The following is a 22,496-nucleotide window of genomic DNA, read 5'->3' as shown; positions in this document are numbered from 1 at the left end:
TTGCTCTCCTTGCAAAGGGCCGAAAGTGTAACCCATCTATCCGGAATGAACTGTCACCCATCTCTCGGGAAGGGCATTTAATCGTTGTTTTCAGTTTCGCCCCGGTCGGCTCGCATGAGGCCCGCCGCAGCTGCCGATTCTGCAAGTCCACGAGGTGAGATTGTCGTTCGCAGGAAGCTGACGCGTGGGCGCTGCCATTCTTCGAGGGCCTGCCACGCTGCCTGGTCGGGATCGAAGCCTGCAGCTCATTGCATTGTTGGGCGAGAATTGACTGCACGTGGCCATGACGTGCGGCTGCTGTCGGCACAGCATGTTGAAGCCCATACTCCATGGTCGTGTAACTTCATCGTGACCCGATCTCCAGGGAGGAACAATCAGAATGAACTCCAAGTTGGGGGCCAGCCAATCAGCTTGAGGCAGACCACGACCAACCAATGGAGCATGTCATGAGATTTCCACGCTGCACGACCACCGCGGCCGCCACTTTGATGTTCGCGGCCTTCCCTGCGCTCGCCCAGACGAACGGAACACCTGCACCAACCCCGGCGACCCAACAGCCCGGAGCTGGGCAACTGCCGGATGTGAGCGGACAGACGGGTGGGCCGACGCATGAAATGATTCGCCAGATGATTGAGCAAGCCGTCCAGGAGAGAATGCAACAGGATCGGAGCTTTAACGAAGGTAACAATCGGCAAGAGGAGGGTGACAACCGTCAAGAGGAAGCTTCCCGTCATCGAGACGGTTGGCAGCGGCACCGCACTGGCGGGCCGGCCGGTGAGCATGGAATGGTCGGAAATCATGGTCCTCGCATGATGCGCGGCACCGGGATGCGACTTGTACTGGCGCTTCTGGACACGGATGGTGACGGATCGCTGTCCGAGAACGAGGTCCAGGAGGCTGTCGGCAGAATCTTCTCTGCAATCGACCAGAACGGTGACGGGAAGATCGACATGGATGAAATCCAGTCCTTCTCGCATGGCTCTGGCGGTCGTGAAGAAATGCCGTGATTGGCTAGTGTCTTAGCTTGAAATCCGGCTAGTCAAAAAGCGGCTCGGAGTTTGGCGAACACCACAGGCGCCATGAGGGGCTTTGGGGAGAGGCAACACGGCCGTGGGCGCGTTCTCCCCCGGAGCCCGCTGCCGGTTCCCAATCGCCCATCCAGCGACCTAAGGTCAAGTTGAGCGGGCATCCGGCCAGATGTCCTCACATAGATCCTTTCAACGCAGTCATCCGTAAAGCAGCCGGATCGGGCGAGGCCCGGGCCAGCCGTCAGGATCGCAGACACAGTCGGGCCAGCCCGTCACCGACAAGCCTTCCATCAAGAACTGCAGTGTTACTTTACCAGCAGCGCGCCGTGTTTCGCCCAAAGTTGCTCACATTGTTTCGCCCTCAAGTTTGGCGCTCCCGCAACTCCATGAAAGATTATCGCAGAACGAACGTCGTAGCCCAATACCGACGCGTTGGCCAAAAAGTGAACTGCCTCTCCAAGACGGCGAAGTTCAAGGGCGGCTTCTTTCTTGTTCGCTGCGTCGAATACACCGAGGACCTGCACTTCATCATCGCGTGAGGCCAATATGGCGGCCATGGCCTCGTCACTCATCACCCCCACGACTGTTCACGCGGTTGCTGCTGAAGAAACCTACCGCTATCCAGTACGCTGATGCTCGATGCATGCCGGCAACGGTTTCTTCTTTCATCGTCGCTGGCTCTTGCCGCGAGCCAAATAGCGGCGGCCTTTGTCAGACCAATGAGGCACTCACCTGCAAACTCGGCCGGTTCGTCGGTCGTGGTGTCGAATACCGCCCAGGTGTCGCAGGGTTCCAGAACGGGTAAGAATTTCATATTAGTTTCCGCTAATTTTTCTCCCAACATTAGCGGAACCACTTTGTTCCTGGAGCTTCGATGCCGTGCTCACGTGTACCCGTCTCGACGATGCCGGCAGCGAAGGGCCTCGCCGGCGAGCGGTCGCGTCCAGGGCCGCGACTCTCAAGCGTGGGCAGCCAGGAGGCGCACAACCGTTGACGTCGGGCTTTGATCGGACCGGCCTCTGGAGATCGATACGATGCCCTACCAGCAGGACATGCAAGCAGCGCCATCCAGCCGTGTTGTATACGGCTTGGTTAACAACCATCGGCCCTTAGCGATCTTACCATGCGAACGACAATGGGATCGTAGGGGAGCTTTTCGTCACGACTATAGGTGGCCGTAAACAATGCCGCGCGGCCGTCGCAGACTTTGACGGCCCGGACATACAGTATCTGACCGTCCTTCAGCCCAGAATAGCTGGCCCATTGCGGCGTCACTCGCTTATAGGTCAACCTCCAGCCGTCGTGCTCATTCACTGCCATGCGATGCTCTATCTCGGTGCGAAAACTCGCCTTGCCGAGTTGCGCCCCCCATACTGCGAGAAACGCTTTGTTTTTGCCCTCGAAGGCTGCCCCTTGGTCGGAACGCTGGGTTAGTACAAACCCCGGGGGAACATCGAACACGAAGCCGAGATGTTTGATCCCGAAGCCCTGCCATCCCTGAGCACCGAGCAGCGACGTGGGCACCATGGTGACAAGTAAACTCAGCAGAATATGGGGACCATATCTCATAGCCTGTTCCTATTGCTTCGGCGTCCCGCTCCCGGTCCGTGGCACGTCGTCTAGTAGGGTCGGCTCGACCGAGTCGTTCGTTCGGTGATCTGCTGGCAGCTTGCCGTTTGGGGTCATCTGGTTAACGGCGTCCGGCAGATCCCTGGTGATCCTCGCAATGAGCTCCTCGCGCGAGAGGCCAGTCTGCGTTGAAAGTGCCTCCAGCGTCTGCGCGTCAATAGCCTTTTCCACCTCATGAGGCTCGATCGGCTCGTTCGGCCCGGTGCCAACCCAGGAGTCCACCTTCGGGCCAGCACCTACATTTTTAAAACGGTCGAGAATATCGCCAAGCGCGGTGCCGGCAACGCCCCTGGACATCTGGTCCAGTATCCCCCCTTGCGGATTGTTTGGATCGCGCTCTCCCGCTCCACGGATCATCTCTGCGATCTTGTCGCGGTTTTGATAAGCCAAGACCCCCAGCATAGCGATCGCAAGTCTTCCAAGATTGGCCACTCGTTCCTCCTGTGGTCTCGAGCTTGGAGAAGCTCTCGGCCTGCCAAAAGTTCCGCATTGGCCACCAAACCTTAGGTGGATACCTCCGGACGTGCACATGAGGTGGGCAAACGCGCCAGGAAGTCGATGCCTCACAAACCCGAATCTAGTATCCTACTTTGTCCATAAGCATCCGCAATTCAGGCTGAGGCGCGACCCAGAAAGTTCGAAAAGCTTCCAGGAACCCCAGCCAAGCATTTTTCAATGAAAATGGTCACTTAGCGAAAATCGGAACCGGAACACTTTTCTGGTGCATAAATCCGGCACATCGCTGTCGCCACGCTTCGCGAACAAATCCTGCAAGGCCGCCTGATGGTCACTGACACCGAGTTCATCGTCGAAAGCATCAGCCAAGGCTGCGTGATGCTTGCCGATGGCGAGTTCTTTATCGACAGGCTGGTGAAGTATGTCGGCAATGGGAGGATCCGCTGGCATGTCGAATTCCGTGGACATCGCATCGAGCTGACGACCGGTCAGTTCAAGAAGCAGCCTACCTTCCGACGGAAGATGCTCGAAGAGGCCGGCGTGCTGCCGCCCCTGCGTCCCGGGGCCAACTACAGGCGATGGGTTCTCGATCTGAGGAGGAACGCCATCGAGCTTCCCTGGCGGGAGAGACCGGTCGATGCCGGTTTCTCGGTAGACAGGCTTGTCGGTCATGGGGGCGACCGCTGGACGGTTGAATACCAAGGCAAGGCTATCAAGTTCACGACGACCAAACTGCGCAGGCAAACCAGCTTCCGCAAGAGGATGCTGCTCAAGGCCAAGGTGCTGCCGCCCCGGATGGACCCGGTTGCCTATCGGAAGTGGGTGGACTGGCTGATTCAAAACGCCACCGAGGTCGCCCCGCGGGCCGGCGATGCCGTGATAACCGAGAAAAGTTGGCTTGACGACCTGCCGGAGTTAGGCGGCTGGCAAGACGAAGCGGCGCCCGAAGCAACCGACTAGGACGGCGCGCTGCCGCTCTTCACACTCACCCCAAACCATGGTGTTTGCCACGGCTACGAATTTCGGAACACATTGATCGTGAAGAATCTGGCCAGGGCTTGGCTCGTGGCGAACCAGACTTGAATGAGACCCCATGGATCGCTTCAATCTCGGCGCCTACCGCCGCCCGATCTCCACCCGCTCCACCGAGACCCAGCGCTGGTTCGATATCGGTCTTAACTGGTGCTACGGCTTCAACCATGAGGAAGGCATCAAGTGCTTTGAGATGGCGCTGGAGACCGATCCGGACTGCCCGATGGTTCATTGGGGAATCGCCTATGCAGCCGGACCCTTCTACAATCTGACCTGGAAGGAGCATGGCGAGGCCGAGGCAAACAGCGCGACGAAGCGTTGCTTCGAGCATGTCCAGCTCGCGCGCGCCAGTGCGGCTGCAGCGAGCGAGGTCGAAAGACAATTGATCGAGGCGTTGGCCTGCCGCTTCCGGAAACCGCACCGGGTGACGCCACAGGAATTCGAGCAATGGAACGACGCCTATGCCGCCGCGATGCGGCGGGTCTATCAGAATTTTCCCGACGATCATGATGTGATGGCGCTTCTCGTCGAGGCGCTGATGATGCGCACGGTGCGGCGCCTGTGGAATCTCAAGACCGGTGAACCGGCGCCGAATTCCGACGTCGTCGAAGCGCTGGAGGTTTGCGAGCGGTCAATCCTGCTCGCAGACGAGGCCGGCACCGCCCAGCATCCGGCGATCGTCCACCTGCACATCCATCTGCTGGAAATGTCGACCCAGCCGGAGCGCGGCATGCGCTCGGCCGATCTGCTCGGCGAGATGTGCCCCGATGCCGGGCACATGAACCACATGCCGGGGCATATCTATGTGCTGTGCGGCGAGTATGAGAAGGCGAAGCTCGCCAGCGAAAAGGCGGTTCGGGCCAACGACCTTTATCTCGCCTACGCCAATGAGCCGACCTATTATCTGCTCGGCTGCTGCCACGATCTGCACCTGATGATGTTCACCTGCATGTTGTCGGGCCAGTACCAGGCGGCGCTGTGGGCCGCCGACAAGGTGCGCAGCCTGGTGACGCGTGACGTGGTCGCCATCCAGGATCGGCCCAAACTCACCCAGACCGTGGAAGGCTATCATGCGATGAAATCGCACGTGCTGGTGCGCTTCGGTCGCTGGCGGGAAATCATCGACGAGCCGGCAACCGAAGAGCCCGGCCTCTATGTGCTGACGGCGGCCATGCAGCATTACGCCAAGGGCGTGGCGCATGCGACGCTGAGGCAATTCACCGACGCCGAGCGCGAGCGTGAACGCTTCCACCAGCATCTCGAAGGCGTTCCAGCCGAGCGGCGTTTTCTCAGCAACCCGGCCCGCGCCTCGCTTGCCGTCGGTGCCGCCTTGCTCGACGGCGAGCTTGCCTACCACCAGGGCCGGCACGAGCAGGCCTATGGCCATCTCAGGCACGCGGTCGAGCTGGATGACAATCTGTCCTACACCGAGCCGTGGGCGTGGATGCACCCGCCGCGCCATGCGCTGGCGGCGCTGCTTCTCGACCAGGGCCACGCGCAAGAGGCCGAGCAGGTCTATCGCGACGATCTCGGCCTGAGCGGCAATGTCCAGCGCTGCGCCCAGCACCCGGACAATGTCTGGGCGCTGCACGGGTTGGTGGAATGTTTGGGCGCTGCGAGAGCCAAGAGCTGCCTGTACTACAGGCAAAACTCGCCACGGCGCTGGCCAAGGCCGATGTGCCGATCAGCTCATCGTGCCTGTGCCGGACGGGCGTGCAATCGGCACTCAGCTGTTGTCATTGATGCCCATCGCGCCCTTCCCGGGCAGTTCAATCATGGAATGCTGAAGGGCACTGATTCAGCAACCGTTCCATCAATGGCCAAATCAACCCGATAGGTGCCCTCCGGCCATCCCGCCGTTGGTTTGGTGAGTTGTGAATCAGCCTGATTGTTGGCTCCTACGTCGAGGTCGACCTTGTCGATGGTATAGTTTTCCGGCGCGGCGCCGTGGGAATCAACCGAAACCCAGGAGAATGTGATTCTCGAGGTTGGCGCGATATCCACAAGGTCAGCCGAGACGTAGATCACCGGTGTCTCGACAGGGAAGTTGCTCTGAGGCGTTCCCCCGTCCTTCGTCGCGGAAAGGACGATATTGGTGAAGCCCGCCGCCTGGACCGGCATACCGAAACCGAGCGCCGCCAAGGCGGCAATGGCTAGAACTAGAGCTGATTTCAAGACTTATTTCTCCTCGGGCTTGGTTGCTGGCCCGCAAATCGGGGGCGAATTGGTTGAGGACGGGTGCCCTCAGCCCAGCCATTTGTCGTAGTCCGCCACCAATAGATGCAGGGGCGGTGTGTCTTCCTCGATATCGGCGAAACGGCCGATCGGCTCGCGGAAGACGTTGTCCGTGCGATCGTCGTTGACGGTCGACACCTCGCCGATCAGGACATCCTTGCCCTCGGCCCAGAAGGCGTGCCAGACGCCGGGCAAGAGCGTGACGCTTTGGCCCGGATCGAGCTTCAGCAGTCCGCCGGCCGGCAGCCTGTAGATGGTTCCGTCGACCGGCACCGAAACCTCGGCCTTGGGGTCGATGCCGCCGTCGCGATCATGCATGAACAGTTCAAGCACCAGCTTGCCGCCGCCGCGGTTGATGATGTCTTCGGCCTTGATGTTGTGGCGGTGCATCGGCGACATCTGCTCCTTGCGCGAAATCATGATCTTCTCGGCATAGAGCATGCCCATACCCTTCTTCATGTCCTCGTAGCGGCCGTTGCGAACGGTGAACAGGAACAGGCCGAGATCGTCGAACTTGCCCTGGCCATAGTCGGTGATGTCCCAGCCGAGCCGCGAGGTGAAGATGGCCGAAGAATCGACCTGGCGCGCCTTCATCTCTTCCGGCGACCAGTAGGCGAAGGGCGGCATGATATAGCCGAACGAGCGGATGAAAGCGTCGGCTTCGCGGATGATGTCGTTGATGGCGGAGCGTTTCATGATGATGACCCTCGTGTCGATTTTTCCGACAATCGCATAGCCGAACGCCGGTGCGGTGTCGATCCACCTTGCCTGTTCGAGCCCTGTCTGTTCGAGCCTTGCGCGGGCCAGTCATGGCCAACAGATCGCGGCCCGCTGGCCGCGTGACATCGCGTGCTTTGAGGCTCATAACCCTTGCGAATTGCACAGGGATAGCCGATGCCGACCATCCATGACCTCGATACGCCTTCGATCCTGATCGACGTCGCACGCGCCGAAGCCAACATTGCTCGTGCACAGGCTCATGCCGACAAGAACGGACTGAAGCTCAGGCCGCACATCAAGACGCACAAGCTGCCTTATTGGGCGAAGAAGCAAATGGCGGCAGGTGCCGTCGGCATCACGTGCCAGAAGATCGGCGAGGCCGAGGTAATGGCCGACGCCGGGCTGACCGATATCTTTCTTCCCTACAACATCCTGGGGCGCGCCAAGCTCGAGCGGCTGAAGGCGCTGCATGGCCGCGTGACCCTGTCGGTCACGGCCGACAGCATGGACACGCTGGAAGGGCTCGCGGCAGCTTTCACCGATGCCGGCCATCCTCTGTCCGTGCTGGTCGAATGCGACACCGGCATGGGTCGCTGCGGCGTACAGACAGCCAATGAAGCGGTGGCGCTGGCAAGGCTGATCGACAAGGCTGGTGGCCTCACCTTCGGCGGACTGATGACCTATCCGGCCGCCGGCCGCGCGGCTGAAGCCGAAGCCTGGCTCGCCACCGCCAAGCAGGCGCTGGCTGCTTCGGGGCTTGCCTGCGAGCGCATCTCGAGCGGCGGCACGCCTGATATATGGCGCTCCGCCGATGCATCCGTCGTCACGGAGTATCGCCCGGGAACCTACATCTATCTCGATCGCTACCAGGTCGCCAAAGGCGTTGGCACGTTGGACGATTGCGCGCTGACGGTGCTTGCGACCGTGGTCAGCCATCCGACAGCGACGCGCGCCATTCTCGATAGCGGCAGCAAGGCCCTGTCCAGCGATACGCTAGGGCTAAAGGATTTTGGAGAGTTGATGGGCGTCCCCGGAGCGCGGGTGACGGGGCTGAGCGAGGAGCACGGCACGGTCACGCTTTCCGGCGACGGCAGGCTGCGCATTGGCGAACGCGTGCACGTGGTGCCAGACCACTGCTGCGTCGTCACCAACCTGTTCAACGAGGTCAATCTGATAGACGGCGAGAAGGTCCTCGAAACGCTGCCGGTGGCGGCACGCGGGCTGATGACATGAGATTCTAGCTAGACCGGACGCTCCGCCTGCCGCGCTGCCACCCGCCGCATGGCTATCACCCGGCGGCGGCGGATTTCGGTGCGCATTGCCATCAGGTGCAGCGCGAAGAACAGCACGGTAAAGCCGAAAGCCATCACCAGCAGAGGCCAGAGCAGGCTCGGGTCGATGGTAGGGCCGCCGAGCCGGAACACCGAGGCAGGCTGGTGCAGCGTGTTCCACCAGTCGACCGAGAATTTGATGATCGGGATATTGATGAAGCCAACCAGCGTGATGATGGCAGCGGCCCAGGCGGCGCGGCTGGCATCATCCAGCGCACGGGTCAGCGCGATGATGCCGAGATACATCAGGAACAGCACGAAGACAGAAGTCAGGCGGGCGTCCCACACCCACCAGGTGCCCCACATCGGCTTGCCCCAGATCGAACCGGTGATCAGCGCCAGCGCGGTGAACACCGCTCCAATGGGTGCGGCCGATTTCAGCGCGACATCGGCCAGCGGATGGCGCCAGACCAGCGTGCCAAGCGCGGAGACCGCCATCAGCGTGTAGCACATCATGGCGAGCCAGGCGAAAGGCACGTGGATGTACATGATGCGAACGGTGATACCCTGCTGGAAATCCTCGGGCGCGGTGAAGCTCATATAGAGGCCAATCGCGAGGGTGAGCGCGGCGAGCGCCGCCAGCCACGGCACAAGCTTGTCTGCAAGCCCGACGAACCGCGTTGGATTGGCGAGATCGGTCAAGCCGCTCAGGCGTGAGGTGATGTCACTCATGCGACTTTACATAGACCGCCGATGCGTTTGGGGCAATCGAGCGGCGGTGTCGCAGCTCTGGTCTTGCCTCCTCCCATTCGGGAGGAGGCGGAACCGTTAACGGCTCAGGCGGCCTCGCCCTGCACCGACCGGCTGAGGCGCCGGACTTCCTCGTCGTTGAGCAGGCCGCCGGCGCGCAGCAGGCTGGCGAAGCGGCCGTTGCGCAGCGACAGTTCGGCAAAGCCACCCATCTCGACCACCCTGCCCTTGTCCATGAACACGACCAGATCGGCGTCGCGGACGGTGGTCAGGCGGTGGGCGATGATGAAAGTGGTGCGGTCGCGGCGCAATTCGTCGATCGCTTCCTTGACGCGGTCCTCGGTCTCGACGTCGAGTGCGCTGGTCGCCTCGTCGAGCACCAGGATCGGGGCATCCTTCAGCACGGCACGGGCAATGGCGATGCGCTGGCGCTCGCCGCCCGAGAGCTGGCCGCCACGTTCGCCGACCACCGTGTCGTAGCCATTGCTCTTGGCCAGGATGAAATCCTGCGCCGCGGCCGCGGTGGCGGCGGCATGGATCTCGTCGTTGGTCGCATCGGCGCGGCCGACGCGGATGTTGTCCTCGATCGAGCGGTTCAAAAGCCCGGCGTCCTGGAACACGGTGGCGATCGAATGGCGCAGCGACTTGCGGGTCACCGTGCGGGTATCGATGCCGTCGATCAGGATACGGCCACTGGACGGCGAGAAGACGCGCTGCAGCAAGTTGATGAGCGTGGTCTTGCCCGCACCGGTCGGTCCGACGATGGCGACGGTCTGGCCGGCCTGCACCTCGAAGGACACGTCGCTGACGCCCTGCCCCGAATTGGCGAACTCGAAGCTGACATCCTCGAAACGGACATGGCCGGTGACGTTGGCAAGGTCGCGCAGACCATCCGGCTCGGCGGTATCGGCGGCCGAGTCCTCGAGCTTGTAGAAATCCTCGAGCTTGGCGCGAGCTTCCGAAATCTGGTTCGCGAAAGCCGACATCTGGTCGAGCCGTGAGATCAGCAGCGTGGCGAAGCCGGTGAAGGCGATGACGTCACCGATGCGCAGCTGGCCATGAGTGACCAGATAAGCGCCGATCAGAAGCACCACCATCATCGAGATCGTCGACGACAGCCGATTGAGCGCATTGGCGATAGCCCACCAGTCGAGCACCGGGTTCTGCGCGTCGAGCAGGTTCTTGACGTAGCCGCGCAGCGCCTCGGCTTCGTAACCGAGACGGTTGTAGCTCTGCAGCACGGCGACGTTGCTCACCGAGTCCGTCACATGCGCGAACACCTTGTGATAGTGGCGCTCGACCGCGGCCTGGCCTTCCTTGGTGCGCTTCATCACCAGGCGGCCGATGCCGACATAGAGCACGCCGAGCACGAGGAGAACCATCGACATGCGCACATCCATGCTGAGCGCTGTGGGAACCAGCAGAACGAGCGCGACAGCGGTCGACAAATGCTGGCGCATGAATTCGAGCCAGAGGCTGAACAGCGTCTCGACGGCGCGCAGCAGCGTGTGGAGGGCATTCGAGGTGCCACGCTGATGATGCCAGGCGAGCGGCATGGTGATGACGCGCTCGAACGACTGACAGAGCACTTCGCTGCGCCGGGCGTGCGCGAACCGGTCGGCGCCGCGCGCTACCAGGACGAAAGCCATGACATTGAAGGCGCCGAGGCCGGCCCACACGGCGAGCGTGGAGAAAACCGAACCGTGCGCGGAAATCGCGTCGATGACCCGGCCGAACATGATCGGCTCAAGGATCGCGATGGCTGCAAGAGCGATGTTGGCCGAACAGATCAGCGCGACGCGCTTCTTGTCGGCAGCCAGATACCCCAGCGCTCTCCAATAGATCTGCAGAAGTGACACTTCAGCTACTCCGCCAACGTTCTATTGTGCCCAATACCAATATTGTGCACCGCACCATTTCCTGACACGTAACGGTTGATGCGTCGCAAAACAATGCCCGTCTATCTCTTCCGTTCCCATTTAGCGAACAAAAGATGACGACGATACGAAATCTGGCGTGATCACCTAACAGTTTGAGATAAAAGGTGAAATGTCAGCCTTGCGGCAAAATCATGGCAGTGGTCGAGCTGTGCCACATTTTTAATCACGGCAGGCCGGCATGACTTCGTCCGGGCGGCTGGCCAACGTCGTCGGCACCCCGCGCGCAAGTAAACAATGCACGGCATCGCGCGTCCCGGAGGACGCGCGATCTAATCACTAAATGGTTGATTTCATGCCGGTATCTTGACCACGACCTCGGTCTGGTCACCAGCTTTGGGTGCGAAGGACGTCGATTTTGTCTTCGAACCATTGACTTCGAGCGAGATCGTCTTGGCCTTTTTGTCGCGAATGACCTGGACCTTGATCTCGGCGCCCAGCATCTTGAGTGAAGCCTGGTAGCCATCCCAGTGGCTGGGCAGCTTCGGCCGGAATGTGATCTGCTTGCCGCGCCGTTCGATGCCCAGTATGCCTTCGACCGCCGCCCGGTAAAGCCAGCCCGCCGAGCCGGTGTACCAGGTCCAGCCGCCGCGACCTCCCTTGTCATCGCCGGCGTAGATATCGGCCGCCACCACGTAGGGCTCGACGCGGTAGTGCTCGGCCGAGGCCTCGTCGAACGCGTGGTTGACCGGATTTAGCATCGAGAAGCAGCGATAAGCTTCATCGGTCTGCCCCATCTCGGCCAGCGCAATGACGAACCACGTCGCCGCGTGGGTATACTGGCCGCCATTCTCGCGCACGCCAGGCGGATAGCTCTTGATGTAGCCGGGGTCCTTCTGTGTCTTCGAGAAGGGTGGCGTGAACAGTTTGACGATCTTGAGACGGTCGTCGACGAGCAGCTTCGTCGCCTGCTGCATGGCCGTGGTCGACCGCGCCGGGTCGCCCTCGCCCGACAGCACGCTCCAGGACTGGGCGATGGAGTCGATCTTGCACTCCTGCGATGTACGCGAGCCCAAAGGCGTACCGTCATCGAAACTGCCGCGCCGGTACCATTCGCCGTCCCATGCCGTGCTTTCGAGTGCCCGCTTCAGCGCGTCGGCATGCTTTGCCCAGGCCTGTGCGCGCTTGGTGTCGCCCTCGGTCTTGGCGACCGCGGCGAAGTCGCCCAGCGTCTTCAACAGGAACCAACCCAGCCACACGCTCTCGCCCTTGCCGTGTTCGCCGACACGGTTCATGCCGTCGTTCCAGTCGCCGCCAAGGATCAGCGGCAGGCCGGCTGGACTGCTGCGCTTGATGGCAAGGTCGAGCGCACGTGCGCAGTGGTCGTAGAGCGACACCGTCTTCTTCGAGATTTCAGGGGTGAAGAAAGCGTCGTGCTCGCCTTCACCCAGTGCCTGTCCATCGAGGAATGGGAGTTGCTCCTTCAGGATGGCGGCGTCGCCGGTCACCAAGAGATAGCGGGCCGTGGCGTGGGCGAGCCACACCACGTCGTCGGAGATCAGGGTACGCACGCCGGCGCCGGTCCGCGGCAGCCACCAATGCTGCACGTCGCCCTCCGGGAACTGCCGCCGCGCGGCGTTGAGGATCTGGTCACGCGCCAGCTTCGGGTCATGCGCCAGCAAGGCGAGCGTGTCCTGCAACTGGTCGCGGAAGCCGAAGGCGCCGCTTGCCTGGTAGAAGGCCGAGCGGGCGCGGATGCGGCAGGCAAGGCTCTGATAGGGCAGCCAGTGATTGACCATGGCATCGAGTGCCTTGTCCGGCGTCTCCACCTGGATGGTGTCGAGGAAGGCGCGCCATTCGCGCTCATTGTCGGCCAGGCGCTGGTCGAAATCCTTGCCCCGGTGCGTCTGCACCAACGCGCTCGCCTGCGCCGCGGAATCGGCATCGCCGAGCAGCCAGATAAGCGTGACGTCGGCGCCGGCCGGAATCTCGACGTCGCGGGCGATCGCCGCGCAAGGATCATCTCCGGCCTCGACGCGACCCGACAGGGCCGAACCGCTCAGCACCGCCTGTGGCAGATCGCTGGACCCGTGCCGGCCAAGGAACTCGGCCCGGTCTGACGTCACCGAGTGGACGCCGGTGTCGGCGGCGAGGAAGGCCACCCGCTCGCTGAAATCGAGCCCGTAGGGATTTTGCGCCAGCAGCGCGCCGGTGGCCCCGTCGCGGGACGGCACTATGGTTGCCGCGGTGCGCGACCGATGCCCGCCAAGCACCCATTCGGCGTAAGCATAGACACGCAGCCGAGCCGGTACCGGGCCGGAATTCTGGATGCGCAGCCGCGTGATCTTCACCGGATCGATGGGATCGACGACATGGGTCAGGTCCATCGACAACGGTCCGCGCTTCGAGCGGAAAGTCGAGAAGCCCTGGCCATGCCAGGCCTCGTAGGTCATCGAGGGATCGCGCACCACCGCTGCGAGCGGAGAGAACGCCTTGCCGCTGGCCTGGTCGTAAATATAGACGCCCTCGCCCGGCCGGTTGGACACCGGATCATTCGACCATGGCGTCAGCTGGTAATCGCGGCTGTTGCGGCTCCAGGTGAAGGCCGCTCCCTCGGCCGAGGTGTGGAAGCCGAACGACGCGTTGGAGACGACGTTGATCCAGGGTTGCGGCGTCGTGCGCCGGCCGGCCAGGCGCACCACATAGTGCCGCCCGTCGCCGTCGAAGCCACCGAAACCATTCCACAGGCTAAGGCCGGAGCCATCGGCGCTGACGTCGGCCACAGCCTGCGAGGCAAATGCATGCATCTGCGGTGCGAGCGCCGCGATTTCGCGCGAACCCGGCAATCCTGCCGGCTGCAAGCCATCGCGCGCCTGCAGCGCGGCCGCCTCGGCCCGTTCGATCTGGTCGAAGATGGTGCCGTTACGTGTATGCAGCACAACCCGGGCGACGGCGAGCAGCGTCTTGTAGGTGGTTTCCTCCATCAGGTCGCGGCGCACCGCGAAAATGTGCTGGCGGGGTCCGAGTTCCTTGCCGCGCAAGCGGCTGTTTTCGCACAGCGTCTCGACCGCGCGCTGCAGATCCTGGACATAGGACGAAGCCTGCTCGTTGACGACGACGAAGTCGATCATCATGCCGCGGGTGCGCATGTATTCCTGGAAGCGCAACGCCTGAGCTACGATCTCGAGATCGGCAACGTCACCGATCCTGACCAGGAAGATCGGGTAATCGCCCGAAATACTGGTCGGCCACAGGCTCGACTGCTTGCCTAACCCGGAAGCGATGGACTCGGCCGGCAGCCGCAAAAACGGGTCGGGATAGATCAGATAGCGCGCCAGTTTCTGCACATTGGCCGCGTCGGTCAGACTGAGGCCCATATGGCGGGTCTGCACCTGGCTACGCGTCCAGGCAAGCATCGCCTGCCGGGCAAAGCTCTCCTGATGGTCTAGCCGGCTTATCGCCTCCTCCAGCTCGGCACGGTTTGCCCCGACGACGGTCCAGAAGGTCAGCGATACTTTCTTGTTGGCGGGCACGCGCACCTGACGACGCAGCGAGGCGATGGGATCGAGCGTGAAGCCGGAATGGCCGCCAAGCCTGGCGCCTGGATCGAAGGCGGCGGCATCGACGATGGTGCGGCCACGGCCGATGAAGGCGCGCCTGTCGGTCTCGGCCTCGGCATCACGCGCCGGTCCCGACGGATCGGTGACGAAATGCACCAGCGTCACATCCGGTTCGCTGGTTTCACGCTTGCGGCGCGTGGCGAAGATCGCGCCGTTGTTGGCGGCGATTTCCGTTTCCACGAACATTTTCGAGAAGGCCGGATGCGCGTTGTCGGAAGCTTCCGAACCCAGGACCAGTTCTGCAAAGGACGTCACCTCGATGTGACGGTCGGATGTGCTCTCATTGTAGAGCGTGATGCGACGGCCTTCGCCATTGCCCTCGGAGATGACGATGCACTCCACTTCGGAGCGCAGCGTGCCGACCAGCTTCACGAAGCTCGCCTTGTCATCGGAAAACAGGGCCTGCGTCTTTTCCTCGGCCGCGCGCCTGGGTTCCGAAGTCGCGGACCACCAGTCGCCAGTGGCGGCATCGCGCAGGAAGATGTAGGAGCCAAGCCGATCCTCGACCGGATCGGGCTGCCAGCGGGTGACGGAAAGATCGCCCCAGCGGCTGTAGCCGGAGCCGGTCGCGGTCACCATCACCGAATAGCGGCCATTCGACATCACATTGGTCGAACGCAACGCCCGCGCGGGATCGAGCACGATGCGGGTGTCAGGGCTCTCGGTCTCGGTCTCGTCCTTGGAGCGCTCGTCGGCCTCGGTGCGGACGGTCGCGGTCGGAATGTCGCGTGGCGCCCTCTCCTGCAGCAGCAGTTCGGCCGATTCAATGACCGGATCGCTGTGGAAGCGATCGCGCAGGCGACCTTCGAAGATGGCGTCGGCGACGGCGGCGATCGACATGCCCGAATGGTGGGCATAGTAGTTCAGCACGACCGCGTGGTTGGTGCCTTCCGGTACGCGCTGCGGCGTGAAGTCGACCGCATCGTAATAGCCATGACGGCCAAGCGCGCCGATCTCGCGCAGCCGGGTCAGATTCTGCACCGCCTCGCGCGGGTTGAACTGCGCCGCCATGATGGTCGCGTAAGGCGCAATCACCGTGTTCTGGCCAAGGCCACGCTTCAGCCCAAGCCCCGGCACGCCGAAATTGGTGTACTGATAGGTCAGTTCCCGGTCGCGGGCGTTGTAGGCCGCTTCCGAAATGCCCCACGGCACATTCTTCTGGCGGCCATACTGCATCTGGCGCTTGATGATCAGCTTGCTCGTCTGGTTGAGGATCGAGCCTTGCGGCTCCTTCATCACCAGCGGCGGCATCAGATATTCGAACATCGAGCCGGACCACGACATCAGCGCACCCTGGAAGCCGATCTCGACGATCGGGCGGCCAAGCCTGAACCAATGTTCGGTCGGCAGATCGCCCTTGGCGATGGCGAACAGGCTGGTCAACCGCGCCTCGGAGGCGAGAAGGTCGTAGCAGCTTTCGTCGAGCTGATGTTCCTCGACCCGGTAGCCGATCGACAAAAGCTTGCGCTCCGGCCGCATCAGGAAGGCGAACTCCATCTCGAAGGCGAAACGACGGGTGCGCTCGCGCAAGGTGAGCAGCTTGGCACGCAGAGCCTCGACGGCGTTCTCGTCACTGTGGGCGTCGTGGACGTGCGCCTCGCAGGTGGTTTCGAGCCTTGCCGTCCAGTCTACGATGACGTCGCTCTGCGGCGATGCGGCTTCGGTGTGAATGGCGGTGGCGAGCTTGCGGATTTCGCCGGCCAGGACCGCCAGGTTGATGGTGCGGATGGAGGCCATTTCCGGCTGTGCCTTGATCGTCTCCACCGCGCGCCGCATGCCGTCGAGGCGATCGACAAGGCGTTGGCGCAACGGGCGCAACTGACGGCGGTCGTCGGGCAGTTCATCGAGGCTTTCGCTCAGGATGGTCACCGTATCGAGGATGCCCTCGAAATCGCCCTGCAGGTGGACGGACGGGGCCTCCGCCCATTCGGCGCAGGCAGCCGCCACCGCCACCAGGTGGCCGGCGAGATTACCGCTGTCGACAGCCGAAATGTAGAGCGGATAGAGCGGCTTCAGCGTCGTGGTATCGTACCAGTTGAAGAGATGGCCACGATGGCGCGGCATGCTCTCGATGGTGGTCATGGTGGCGTCGATGCGGGTGATGGCATCGGACAGGCTGATCCAGCCGAAATCGCGTGCCGAGACGACCGAGAGCAAGTAGACGCCGATATTGGTCGGCGAGGTGCGCGGCGCCACGACTGGCGCGGGGCTCTCCTGGAAATTGTCCGGCGGCAGATTGTGATGCTCTGCCGTCACGAAGCTCTCGAAATAATGCCAGGTACGGCGCGCCACGGTGCGCAGCGTGTGGATGTCGGCTTGCGATATGCGCAGCCGATCCTCGGTTTCAGCGGAGCGGCTGATCCAGCTGGCGATCGCCGGCGAGCCGATCCAGAACAAGGCAAAGAAAAAGGCGACGAAGGCACCGGTGGAATCGGCCAGCACCGGAATGGCGAGACCGACAAAGCCGATGATCACCGCGCCGTACATCATTCCGTAGTAGGAGCCGACATCGTTGTCGCCGGCCTTGTGCGCCTGCGAGGCGGTGCGCCATTCCAGGAGGTTCTGCCGGCTGACGAACAGCCGGTAGAGCGTGCGCACGATGGCATCGCCCATCATCCAGGCGTTATGTGCCATCAGCACGATCTTCAGCGCCACCATGGCGGTGCCGAAGGCGACGTCGCGCGCCAGCGCCGAGAAATGGCCGCGCGGCGTCTGGTCGCCGCTCTTGGGCAGGATGGCGTTGACGACGTCGAAGGTCGGCGCCATGAACAGGCTCAGGATCAGCAAGGCCTGCCACTGCGCCGCCTGCGTGAAGGGCAGCAAGGTCCAGCCGGCGATCGCCGCCATCACCCAGAAGATCGGCGTCAGCGAGCGGCGCAGATTGTCGACCATCTTCCAGCGCGACAGGGCCGGAACGCCGGAGCGCGGGTTGAAGATGTACCCCAAAAGCTGCCAGTCGCCGCGCGCCCAGCGATGGTGGCGCGAGGCATCGACCGAGTAGCGGGTCGGGTAATCCTCGACCAGTTCGACGTCGGTGACCAGCGCGGCGCGCGCCAGCGCGCCTTCGAGCAGATCGTGGCTGAGAATGGTGTTTTCCTCGATGCGGCCCTGCAAGGCGGCCTCGAAGGCATCGACATGATAGAGGCCCTTGCCGGTGAAGGACCCGTCGCTGAAGACGTCCTGATAGAGGTCCGAAACAGCGAAGACATAGGGATCAAGGCCGCGATTGGCCGAGAAGACGCGCTGGAAGAACGAGGCTTCGTCGCCGCTGGTGAGCGAAGCGGTGATGCGCGGCTGCAGGATGGTGTAGCCGGCGGTGACGACACGCCTGGTGGCGTCGAAATGCGGGCGGTTGAGCGGATGGCAAAGCTTGCCGACAAGGCTCGATACCGCATCGCGGGTGGTGCGGGTATCGGCGTCGAGCGTCATCACATGGACGACTTTTTCCGGCAGCGGCACTTCGAGCGGCAGGAAGGTGGTATCGCTGTCGCCGCGCAGCAAGAGATCGAGTTCGTGCAGTTTGCCGCGCTTGCGCTCCCAACCCATCCAGGACCCTTGAGCGGCATTGTAGAGCCGGCGGCGGTGCAGGATGTAGAAGCGCGGCGCGCCTTCGGAGGGATAGCGCGCATTGAGGCGGGCGATTTCGGCGCGAGCGAAGTCGAGGATCTCGGTATCGGCCGCATCGATCTCGATCTTGCTGTCGGGCCAATCCGAAAGCAGCGCGAAATGGATCTCGTCCGCCAGATTGGCAAGGTAATGCACTTCGATGTTGCGGATGTTTTCCTCGACATCGTCGCGCGAGCCGATCAGCGACGGCACCACCACCAGGGTGCGCGCCTCGGGCGGCACGCCGTGCCTGTAGTCGTAGCCGATCAGGCGTGTCGGCTTGAGGAAGAGCGAGACCACGGTGTTGAAGAAAGCGAGCGCGCCTTCGCTGGCCGGCACGGCAAACAGGGCCAGCATCAGCACGATGGACGGAACCGACAGGCCGAGATTGGAAAGGGCGTTGCCCGACAGGACGAGCAGCAGGACGGTCAGGGCGAAGACGGGCAGGACGATGCCAAGCCATCCGGTCTTGGCGAAGGTCCGCTTGACGATCTGGCTGATCGTGGGCCGATAACCGATCGTCTTTTCGAGTTCCAGCCGACGCGGGCCAACGAGATAGAAACCGACATCGGTGTGAACGGATGCAGCCTGGGCATCAACCCCCTCACCGCTCTCCGGGACGGTTTCGCTGACAGCATGGCCGGCCAGTTCGATGGCTTTTTCGGCGACACGGTACTCCGACAGGTTCGAGCGGCGTGCCAGTTCCTCGATCGCGGTGCGGTATTGATCGCGCGAGAAGAAGTCGAGCGCGGCGAAATCAGTGCGCTCGCGCAGCACGGTATCGATGCGGCTGACGCCTTCGAACCACACCGTCCAGTCGACGTCGTTGATGAGGCGCAGGCCGCGAACGATGTTGCCGGTGGTCACATTGCCGCTGGACAGCGTCTGGTGCTCGGAAATGATGATTTCCTCGGCATCCGAGCCGGTCTTTTCGAGTTCGCCTTCCAGCCACTCCAGCGCCTTGCCGGCATTCTGCGATCCGTCACGCAGGCGATAGAGCAGCTGAGTGGCGAAGGTGGTGTCCTGTGCATGCGCGCTGAAATTGGCAAGGATCGCCTGCCGGTCCGGATTGTCGTCGGTCGCCAGCACCTTGTCGGCCACGTCGTTGGCGATCTGGCGCATCTGGCGGGTGCGGTTGACCCTGACCGCCAGGCGGCGGAGGTTTTCGATGAGCACGAAGCGCAAAAGGGACGGCAGTGCCCAGAGTTCGCCGATTTTCAGCGGCTCGACCGACTGAAAACCCTGGACGATGGACTTGAACATGGTCGCCGAGACGGAACTGTCGGAATGCGCGACATAGGTCCAGGCCAGCGCCAATGCGCGCGGCACGGTGCCGCCATCGGGCAGTTTCAGCGTTGGCAATTGCCGGTAGAAGCGGCGCGGCAGGTCGCGTTTGACCTGGAAAATGGTTTCCTCGATCAGATAGTTGTTGTCGAGCAGCCACTGCGCGGCCGGCGTGATGGTTTCGCCCCTCCCCTGCGCGGCATTGGTCGACCGGTAGACTTCGAGGATCTTCTTGGCGCTGTCACGGATGCGGGCCTGGAAGTCGAACGGGATCAAGCCGAACAGATCCGTCAGATCGCCCTTGGCCAGGCTCTCGCCGAGCAGCCGGAGCCGTTCCTCCGGCAGGAATACCGATCGTATCGGCTCTTCCGTGATGGCCGGGAAGCTCGCGCTTGTCTTCTCGATCTGGGCTGGATTCGTCTGAATATTCATTGAAAATTCCGTAAGCGGGCACTCAGCGGCGTCACCGCCACGGCAATGGCCCTAAAACCGGTTCAAATGCAATCGGCTGCATCAACCCCTATGCCGAAAGTTTGTTTCCGCACCACGACGGAGCGTCATCTTTCGACCAACTCAAAGACGAGCGCCCCTCGCTCCCGTCGGGACCGATCGACGGAGAGGATTCGGGCTTTTTCGTGATGCCATCGTCAGTGTACGCTATATTTCGCCGGCATCACGATCATGTTTGGAAACAGGCGGTAACCGTTGGCGGCAAACCCGTCAGGCGGCCCTGATTATGCGGACCACGAAAAGGGTCGCATCCGGGGCGGGCTCAACCCGCAAGATAGGCACATCCGGCCCGAGCAGCAGGGTGTCGAGCGGCTCGAGGCGGACAGGCGTGGCGCCGGCGAAAATGGCATGGCCTCTGTGGCAAAGGATGAGGGTGGAACAGGCCTCGGTCGAGATTTCCACAGGCGCCGAAACCGGCAGGCGTTCGACTTGATGCAACATGCGGCCGCGGCGGGTCATGACGTTGAGATCGGTAATCGGGCCGGCGATCAGCGCGGCACTCGTCGGCTGGTCGGCTGGAAAGGAAAAAGGCTGGGAAGCCGCTGTCATCCGCTCGGGCGGACGGCCGGCGACGTCAAGCACGATCCCCTCGCCTTCCAGAACCGACAGGGTGCGGTCGATGCCGGTAAAGCTGGAGAACGGCCCGCTCGTCTCGACCCGGGCCATCGACACGCGCCATTCGAAATCGTCGAGCCCGGCGCCAGCGGGCGAGACGGCGATCTCGGTCGTCGTACCGCCGCCGTTTTTCCACGGCATGACGCGGTAATCGGTGGCACGCAGAATGCGCATGACGTCAGCGCTAGCCTAGAATGCCCGGCAGGTTGAGCTGGTGCTCCTTGGCGCATTCGATGGCGATGTCATAGCCGGCATCGGCGTGGCGCATGACGCCGGTCGCCGGGTCGTTCCACAACACCCGTTCCAGGCGCCTTGCAGCATCCGGCGTGCCGTCGGCAACGATAACCATGCCGGCATGCTGCGAGAAACCCATGCCGACGCCGCCACCATGATGCAGCGACACCCAGGTGGCGCCCGAAGCTGTGTTGAGCAACGCGTTGAGCAGCGGCCAATCGGACACGGCGTCCGAACCGTCCTTCATCGCTTCCGTCTCGCGGTTCGGCGAGGCGACCGAACCGGAATCGAGGTGATCGCGGCCGATGACGACGGGCGCCTTCAGTTCGCCCTTGGCCACCATCTCGTTGAAGGCGAGACCCAGCCGGTGCCGGTCGCCGAGGCCAACCCAGCAGATGCGCGCCGGCAACCCCTGAAAGGAAATCCGCTCGCGGGCCATGTCCAGCCAATTGTGCAGATGGGTGTTGCCGGGGGTGAGCTCGCGGACCTTGGCGTCCGTCTTGTAGATGTCCTTCGGATCGCCGGAGAGTGCCGCCCAGCGGAACGGGCCGATGCCGCGGCAAAAGAGCGGACGGATATAGGCCGGCACGAAACCGGGGAAGGCAAAGGCGTTTTCAAACCCTTCATCCTTGGCGACCTGGCGAATATTGTTGCCATAGTCGAGCGTCGGCACGCCGGCGTTCCAGAACGCCACCATCGCCTCGACATGTTCGCGCATGGAGGCGCGAGCCGCCTTCTCGACCGCCCTGGGGTCGCTGACACGCTTTTCGCGCCACTCGGCAATCGTCCAGCCCTTCGGCAGATAGCCGTTGATGGGGTCGTGGGCAGAGGTCTGATCGGTGACCATGTCGGGGCGGATGCCGCGACGGAACATTTCGGGTACGATCTCGGCGGCGTTGCCGAGCAGGCCGACGGACTTCGCCTCGCCGGCCTTGGTCCAGCGCTCGATCATTTCCATGGCTTCGTCGAGCGTCTCGGCTCTCTCGTCGACATAGCGGGTGCGCAGGCGGAAATCGATCGAGTCGGGATTGCATTCGATCGCCAGGCAGCAGGCGCCGGCCATGACGGCGGCCAACGGCTGCGCGCCGCCCATGCCGCCGAGGCCGCCGGTCAATATCCATTTTCCCCTGAGATTGCCGCCATAATGCTGGCGGCCGGCCTCGACGAAGGTCTCGTAGGTGCCCTGCACGATGCCTTGCGTGCCGATGTAGATCCAGGAGCCGGCCGTCATCTGGCCGTACATCATCAGGCCCTTTTTATCGAGCTCGTTGAATTTCTCCCAGGTCGCCCAGTGCGGCACCAGATTGGAGTTGGCGATGAGCACGCGTGGCGCGTCCGGGTGGGTGCGAAACACGCCGACCGGCTTGCCCGACTGCACCAGCAGCGTCTCGTCCTCGCCAAGCATCTTCAGCGAAGCAACGATCTGGTCGAAATCGTTCCAGGTCCGCGCCGCCCGGCCGATGCCGCCGTAGACGACCAGTTCGTTGGGGTTTTCGGCAACGTCCGGGTCCAGGTTGTTCATCAGCATGCGCAGCGGCGCTTCGGTGGTCCAATACCTGGCATTGAGCTTGTCGCCGCGCGGGGCGCGCACTTCGCGTATGTTGTGACGGGGATTGTTCATCATTGTCC

Annotated in this window: 14 protein-coding genes and 2 pseudogenes; 5 read left to right on the top strand and 11 right to left on the bottom strand. The window is 62.6% G+C overall.

Annotation, left to right across the window (positions count from 1 at the left end):
• Positions 1-114: 114 nt before the first annotated feature.
• Positions 115-300, top strand: a pseudogene (locus tag FJW04_RS30500) (hypothetical protein); the annotation flags it as partial.
• A gap of 146 nt (positions 301-446) precedes the next feature.
• Positions 447-1,007: an EF-hand domain-containing protein gene (locus FJW04_RS26775; protein ID WP_140661919.1), complete on the top strand. Its 561-nt coding sequence runs from the start codon at positions 447-449 to the stop codon at positions 1,005-1,007.
• A 326-nt stretch (positions 1,008-1,333) separates the two neighbouring features.
• On the opposite strand, the gene FJW04_RS26770 is transcribed toward FJW04_RS26775, so the two are convergent.
• From FJW04_RS26770 to FJW04_RS26755, 4 genes are all read right to left on the bottom strand, one after another.
• Complete coding sequence (locus FJW04_RS26770; protein WP_140717716.1) at positions 1,334-1,600, bottom strand: hypothetical protein; 267 nt, start codon at positions 1,598-1,600, stop codon at positions 1,334-1,336.
• Entirely contained in the window at positions 1,600-1,842 is a 243-nt protein-coding gene (locus tag FJW04_RS26765) for a hypothetical protein (RefSeq protein WP_140717714.1), read from the bottom strand. The genes FJW04_RS26770 and FJW04_RS26765 overlap by 1 nt, the downstream gene beginning before the upstream one ends.
• Before the next feature lie 278 nt (positions 1,843-2,120).
• On the bottom strand, positions 2,121-2,597 hold the full coding sequence (locus FJW04_RS26760) for a hypothetical protein (RefSeq protein WP_140661918.1): 477 nt from the start codon (positions 2,595-2,597) through the stop codon (positions 2,121-2,123).
• 9 nt (positions 2,598-2,606) lie between these two features.
• Positions 2,607-3,089 carry a YidB family protein gene (locus FJW04_RS26755; RefSeq protein WP_140717712.1) on the bottom strand — a complete coding sequence of 161 codons (483 nt, stop codon included), beginning with the start codon at positions 3,087-3,089 and terminating at the stop codon, positions 2,607-2,609.
• Positions 3,090-3,440: 351 nt separating this feature from the next.
• Between FJW04_RS26755 and FJW04_RS26750 the strand changes: the two genes are divergently transcribed.
• Together FJW04_RS26750 and FJW04_RS26745 are read left to right on the top strand one after the other, a co-directional pair.
• Positions 3,441-4,073, top strand: coding sequence for a hypothetical protein (locus FJW04_RS26750; protein WP_140661917.1), 633 nt, complete (start codon positions 3,441-3,443; stop codon positions 4,071-4,073).
• Positions 4,074-4,206: 133 nt separating this feature from the next.
• Positions 4,207-5,888, top strand: a pseudogene (locus FJW04_RS26745) (hypothetical protein).
• A gap of 30 nt (positions 5,889-5,918) precedes the next feature.
• On the opposite strand, the gene FJW04_RS26740 reads toward FJW04_RS26745, so the two are convergent.
• On the bottom strand, positions 5,919-6,320 hold the full coding sequence (locus FJW04_RS26740; protein ID WP_140717710.1) for a hypothetical protein: 402 nt from the start codon (positions 6,318-6,320) through the stop codon (positions 5,919-5,921).
• A gap of 69 nt (positions 6,321-6,389) precedes the next feature.
• Positions 6,390-7,076, bottom strand: coding sequence for a D-lyxose/D-mannose family sugar isomerase (locus tag FJW04_RS26735; protein ID WP_140717708.1), 687 nt, complete (start codon positions 7,074-7,076; stop codon positions 6,390-6,392).
• A 198-nt stretch (positions 7,077-7,274) separates the two neighbouring features.
• Here FJW04_RS26735 and FJW04_RS26730 point away from each other — a divergent pair, with 198 nt between their 5' ends.
• A complete protein-coding gene (locus FJW04_RS26730) occupies positions 7,275-8,333 on the top strand; it encodes a D-TA family PLP-dependent enzyme (RefSeq protein ID WP_140717706.1) in 1,059 nt (352 codons plus the stop codon).
• Positions 8,334-8,341: 8 nt separating this feature from the next.
• Here FJW04_RS26730 and FJW04_RS26725 read toward each other — a convergent pair whose 3' ends face one another.
• The 5 genes from FJW04_RS26725 to hutU form a co-directional block, all read right to left on the bottom strand.
• Positions 8,342-9,103, bottom strand: a complete 762-nt coding sequence (locus FJW04_RS26725; protein ID WP_140717704.1) for a heme ABC transporter permease — start codon at positions 9,101-9,103, stop codon at positions 8,342-8,344.
• A 104-nt stretch (positions 9,104-9,207) separates the two neighbouring features.
• A complete protein-coding gene (locus FJW04_RS26720) occupies positions 9,208-10,980 on the bottom strand; it encodes a glucan ABC transporter ATP-binding protein/ permease (RefSeq protein ID WP_140717702.1) in 1,773 nt (590 codons plus the stop codon).
• 371 nt (positions 10,981-11,351) lie between these two features.
• Positions 11,352-19,940 carry a glucoamylase family protein gene (locus FJW04_RS26715; RefSeq protein WP_140717700.1) on the bottom strand — a complete coding sequence of 2,863 codons (8,589 nt, stop codon included), beginning with the start codon at positions 19,938-19,940 and terminating at the stop codon, positions 11,352-11,354.
• A 288-nt stretch (positions 19,941-20,228) separates the two neighbouring features.
• On the bottom strand, positions 20,229-20,807 hold the full coding sequence (locus FJW04_RS26710; protein WP_140717698.1) for a HutD family protein: 579 nt from the start codon (positions 20,805-20,807) through the stop codon (positions 20,229-20,231).
• 10 nt (positions 20,808-20,817) lie between these two features.
• Positions 20,818-22,488 (bottom strand): urocanate hydratase, encoded by a 1,671-nt coding sequence (gene hutU / locus FJW04_RS26705; RefSeq protein ID WP_140717733.1) that lies wholly within the window; start codon positions 22,486-22,488, stop codon positions 20,818-20,820.
• Positions 22,489-22,496: the final 8 nt, after the last annotated feature.

The organism is Mesorhizobium sp. B2-7-3, from assembly GCF_006440715.1.
Lineage (GTDB): Bacteria > Pseudomonadota > Alphaproteobacteria > Rhizobiales > Rhizobiaceae > Mesorhizobium > Mesorhizobium australicum.
Note: the sequence above shows the minus strand (reverse complement) of the source record. Positions and strands in the feature narration are given on the sequence as shown.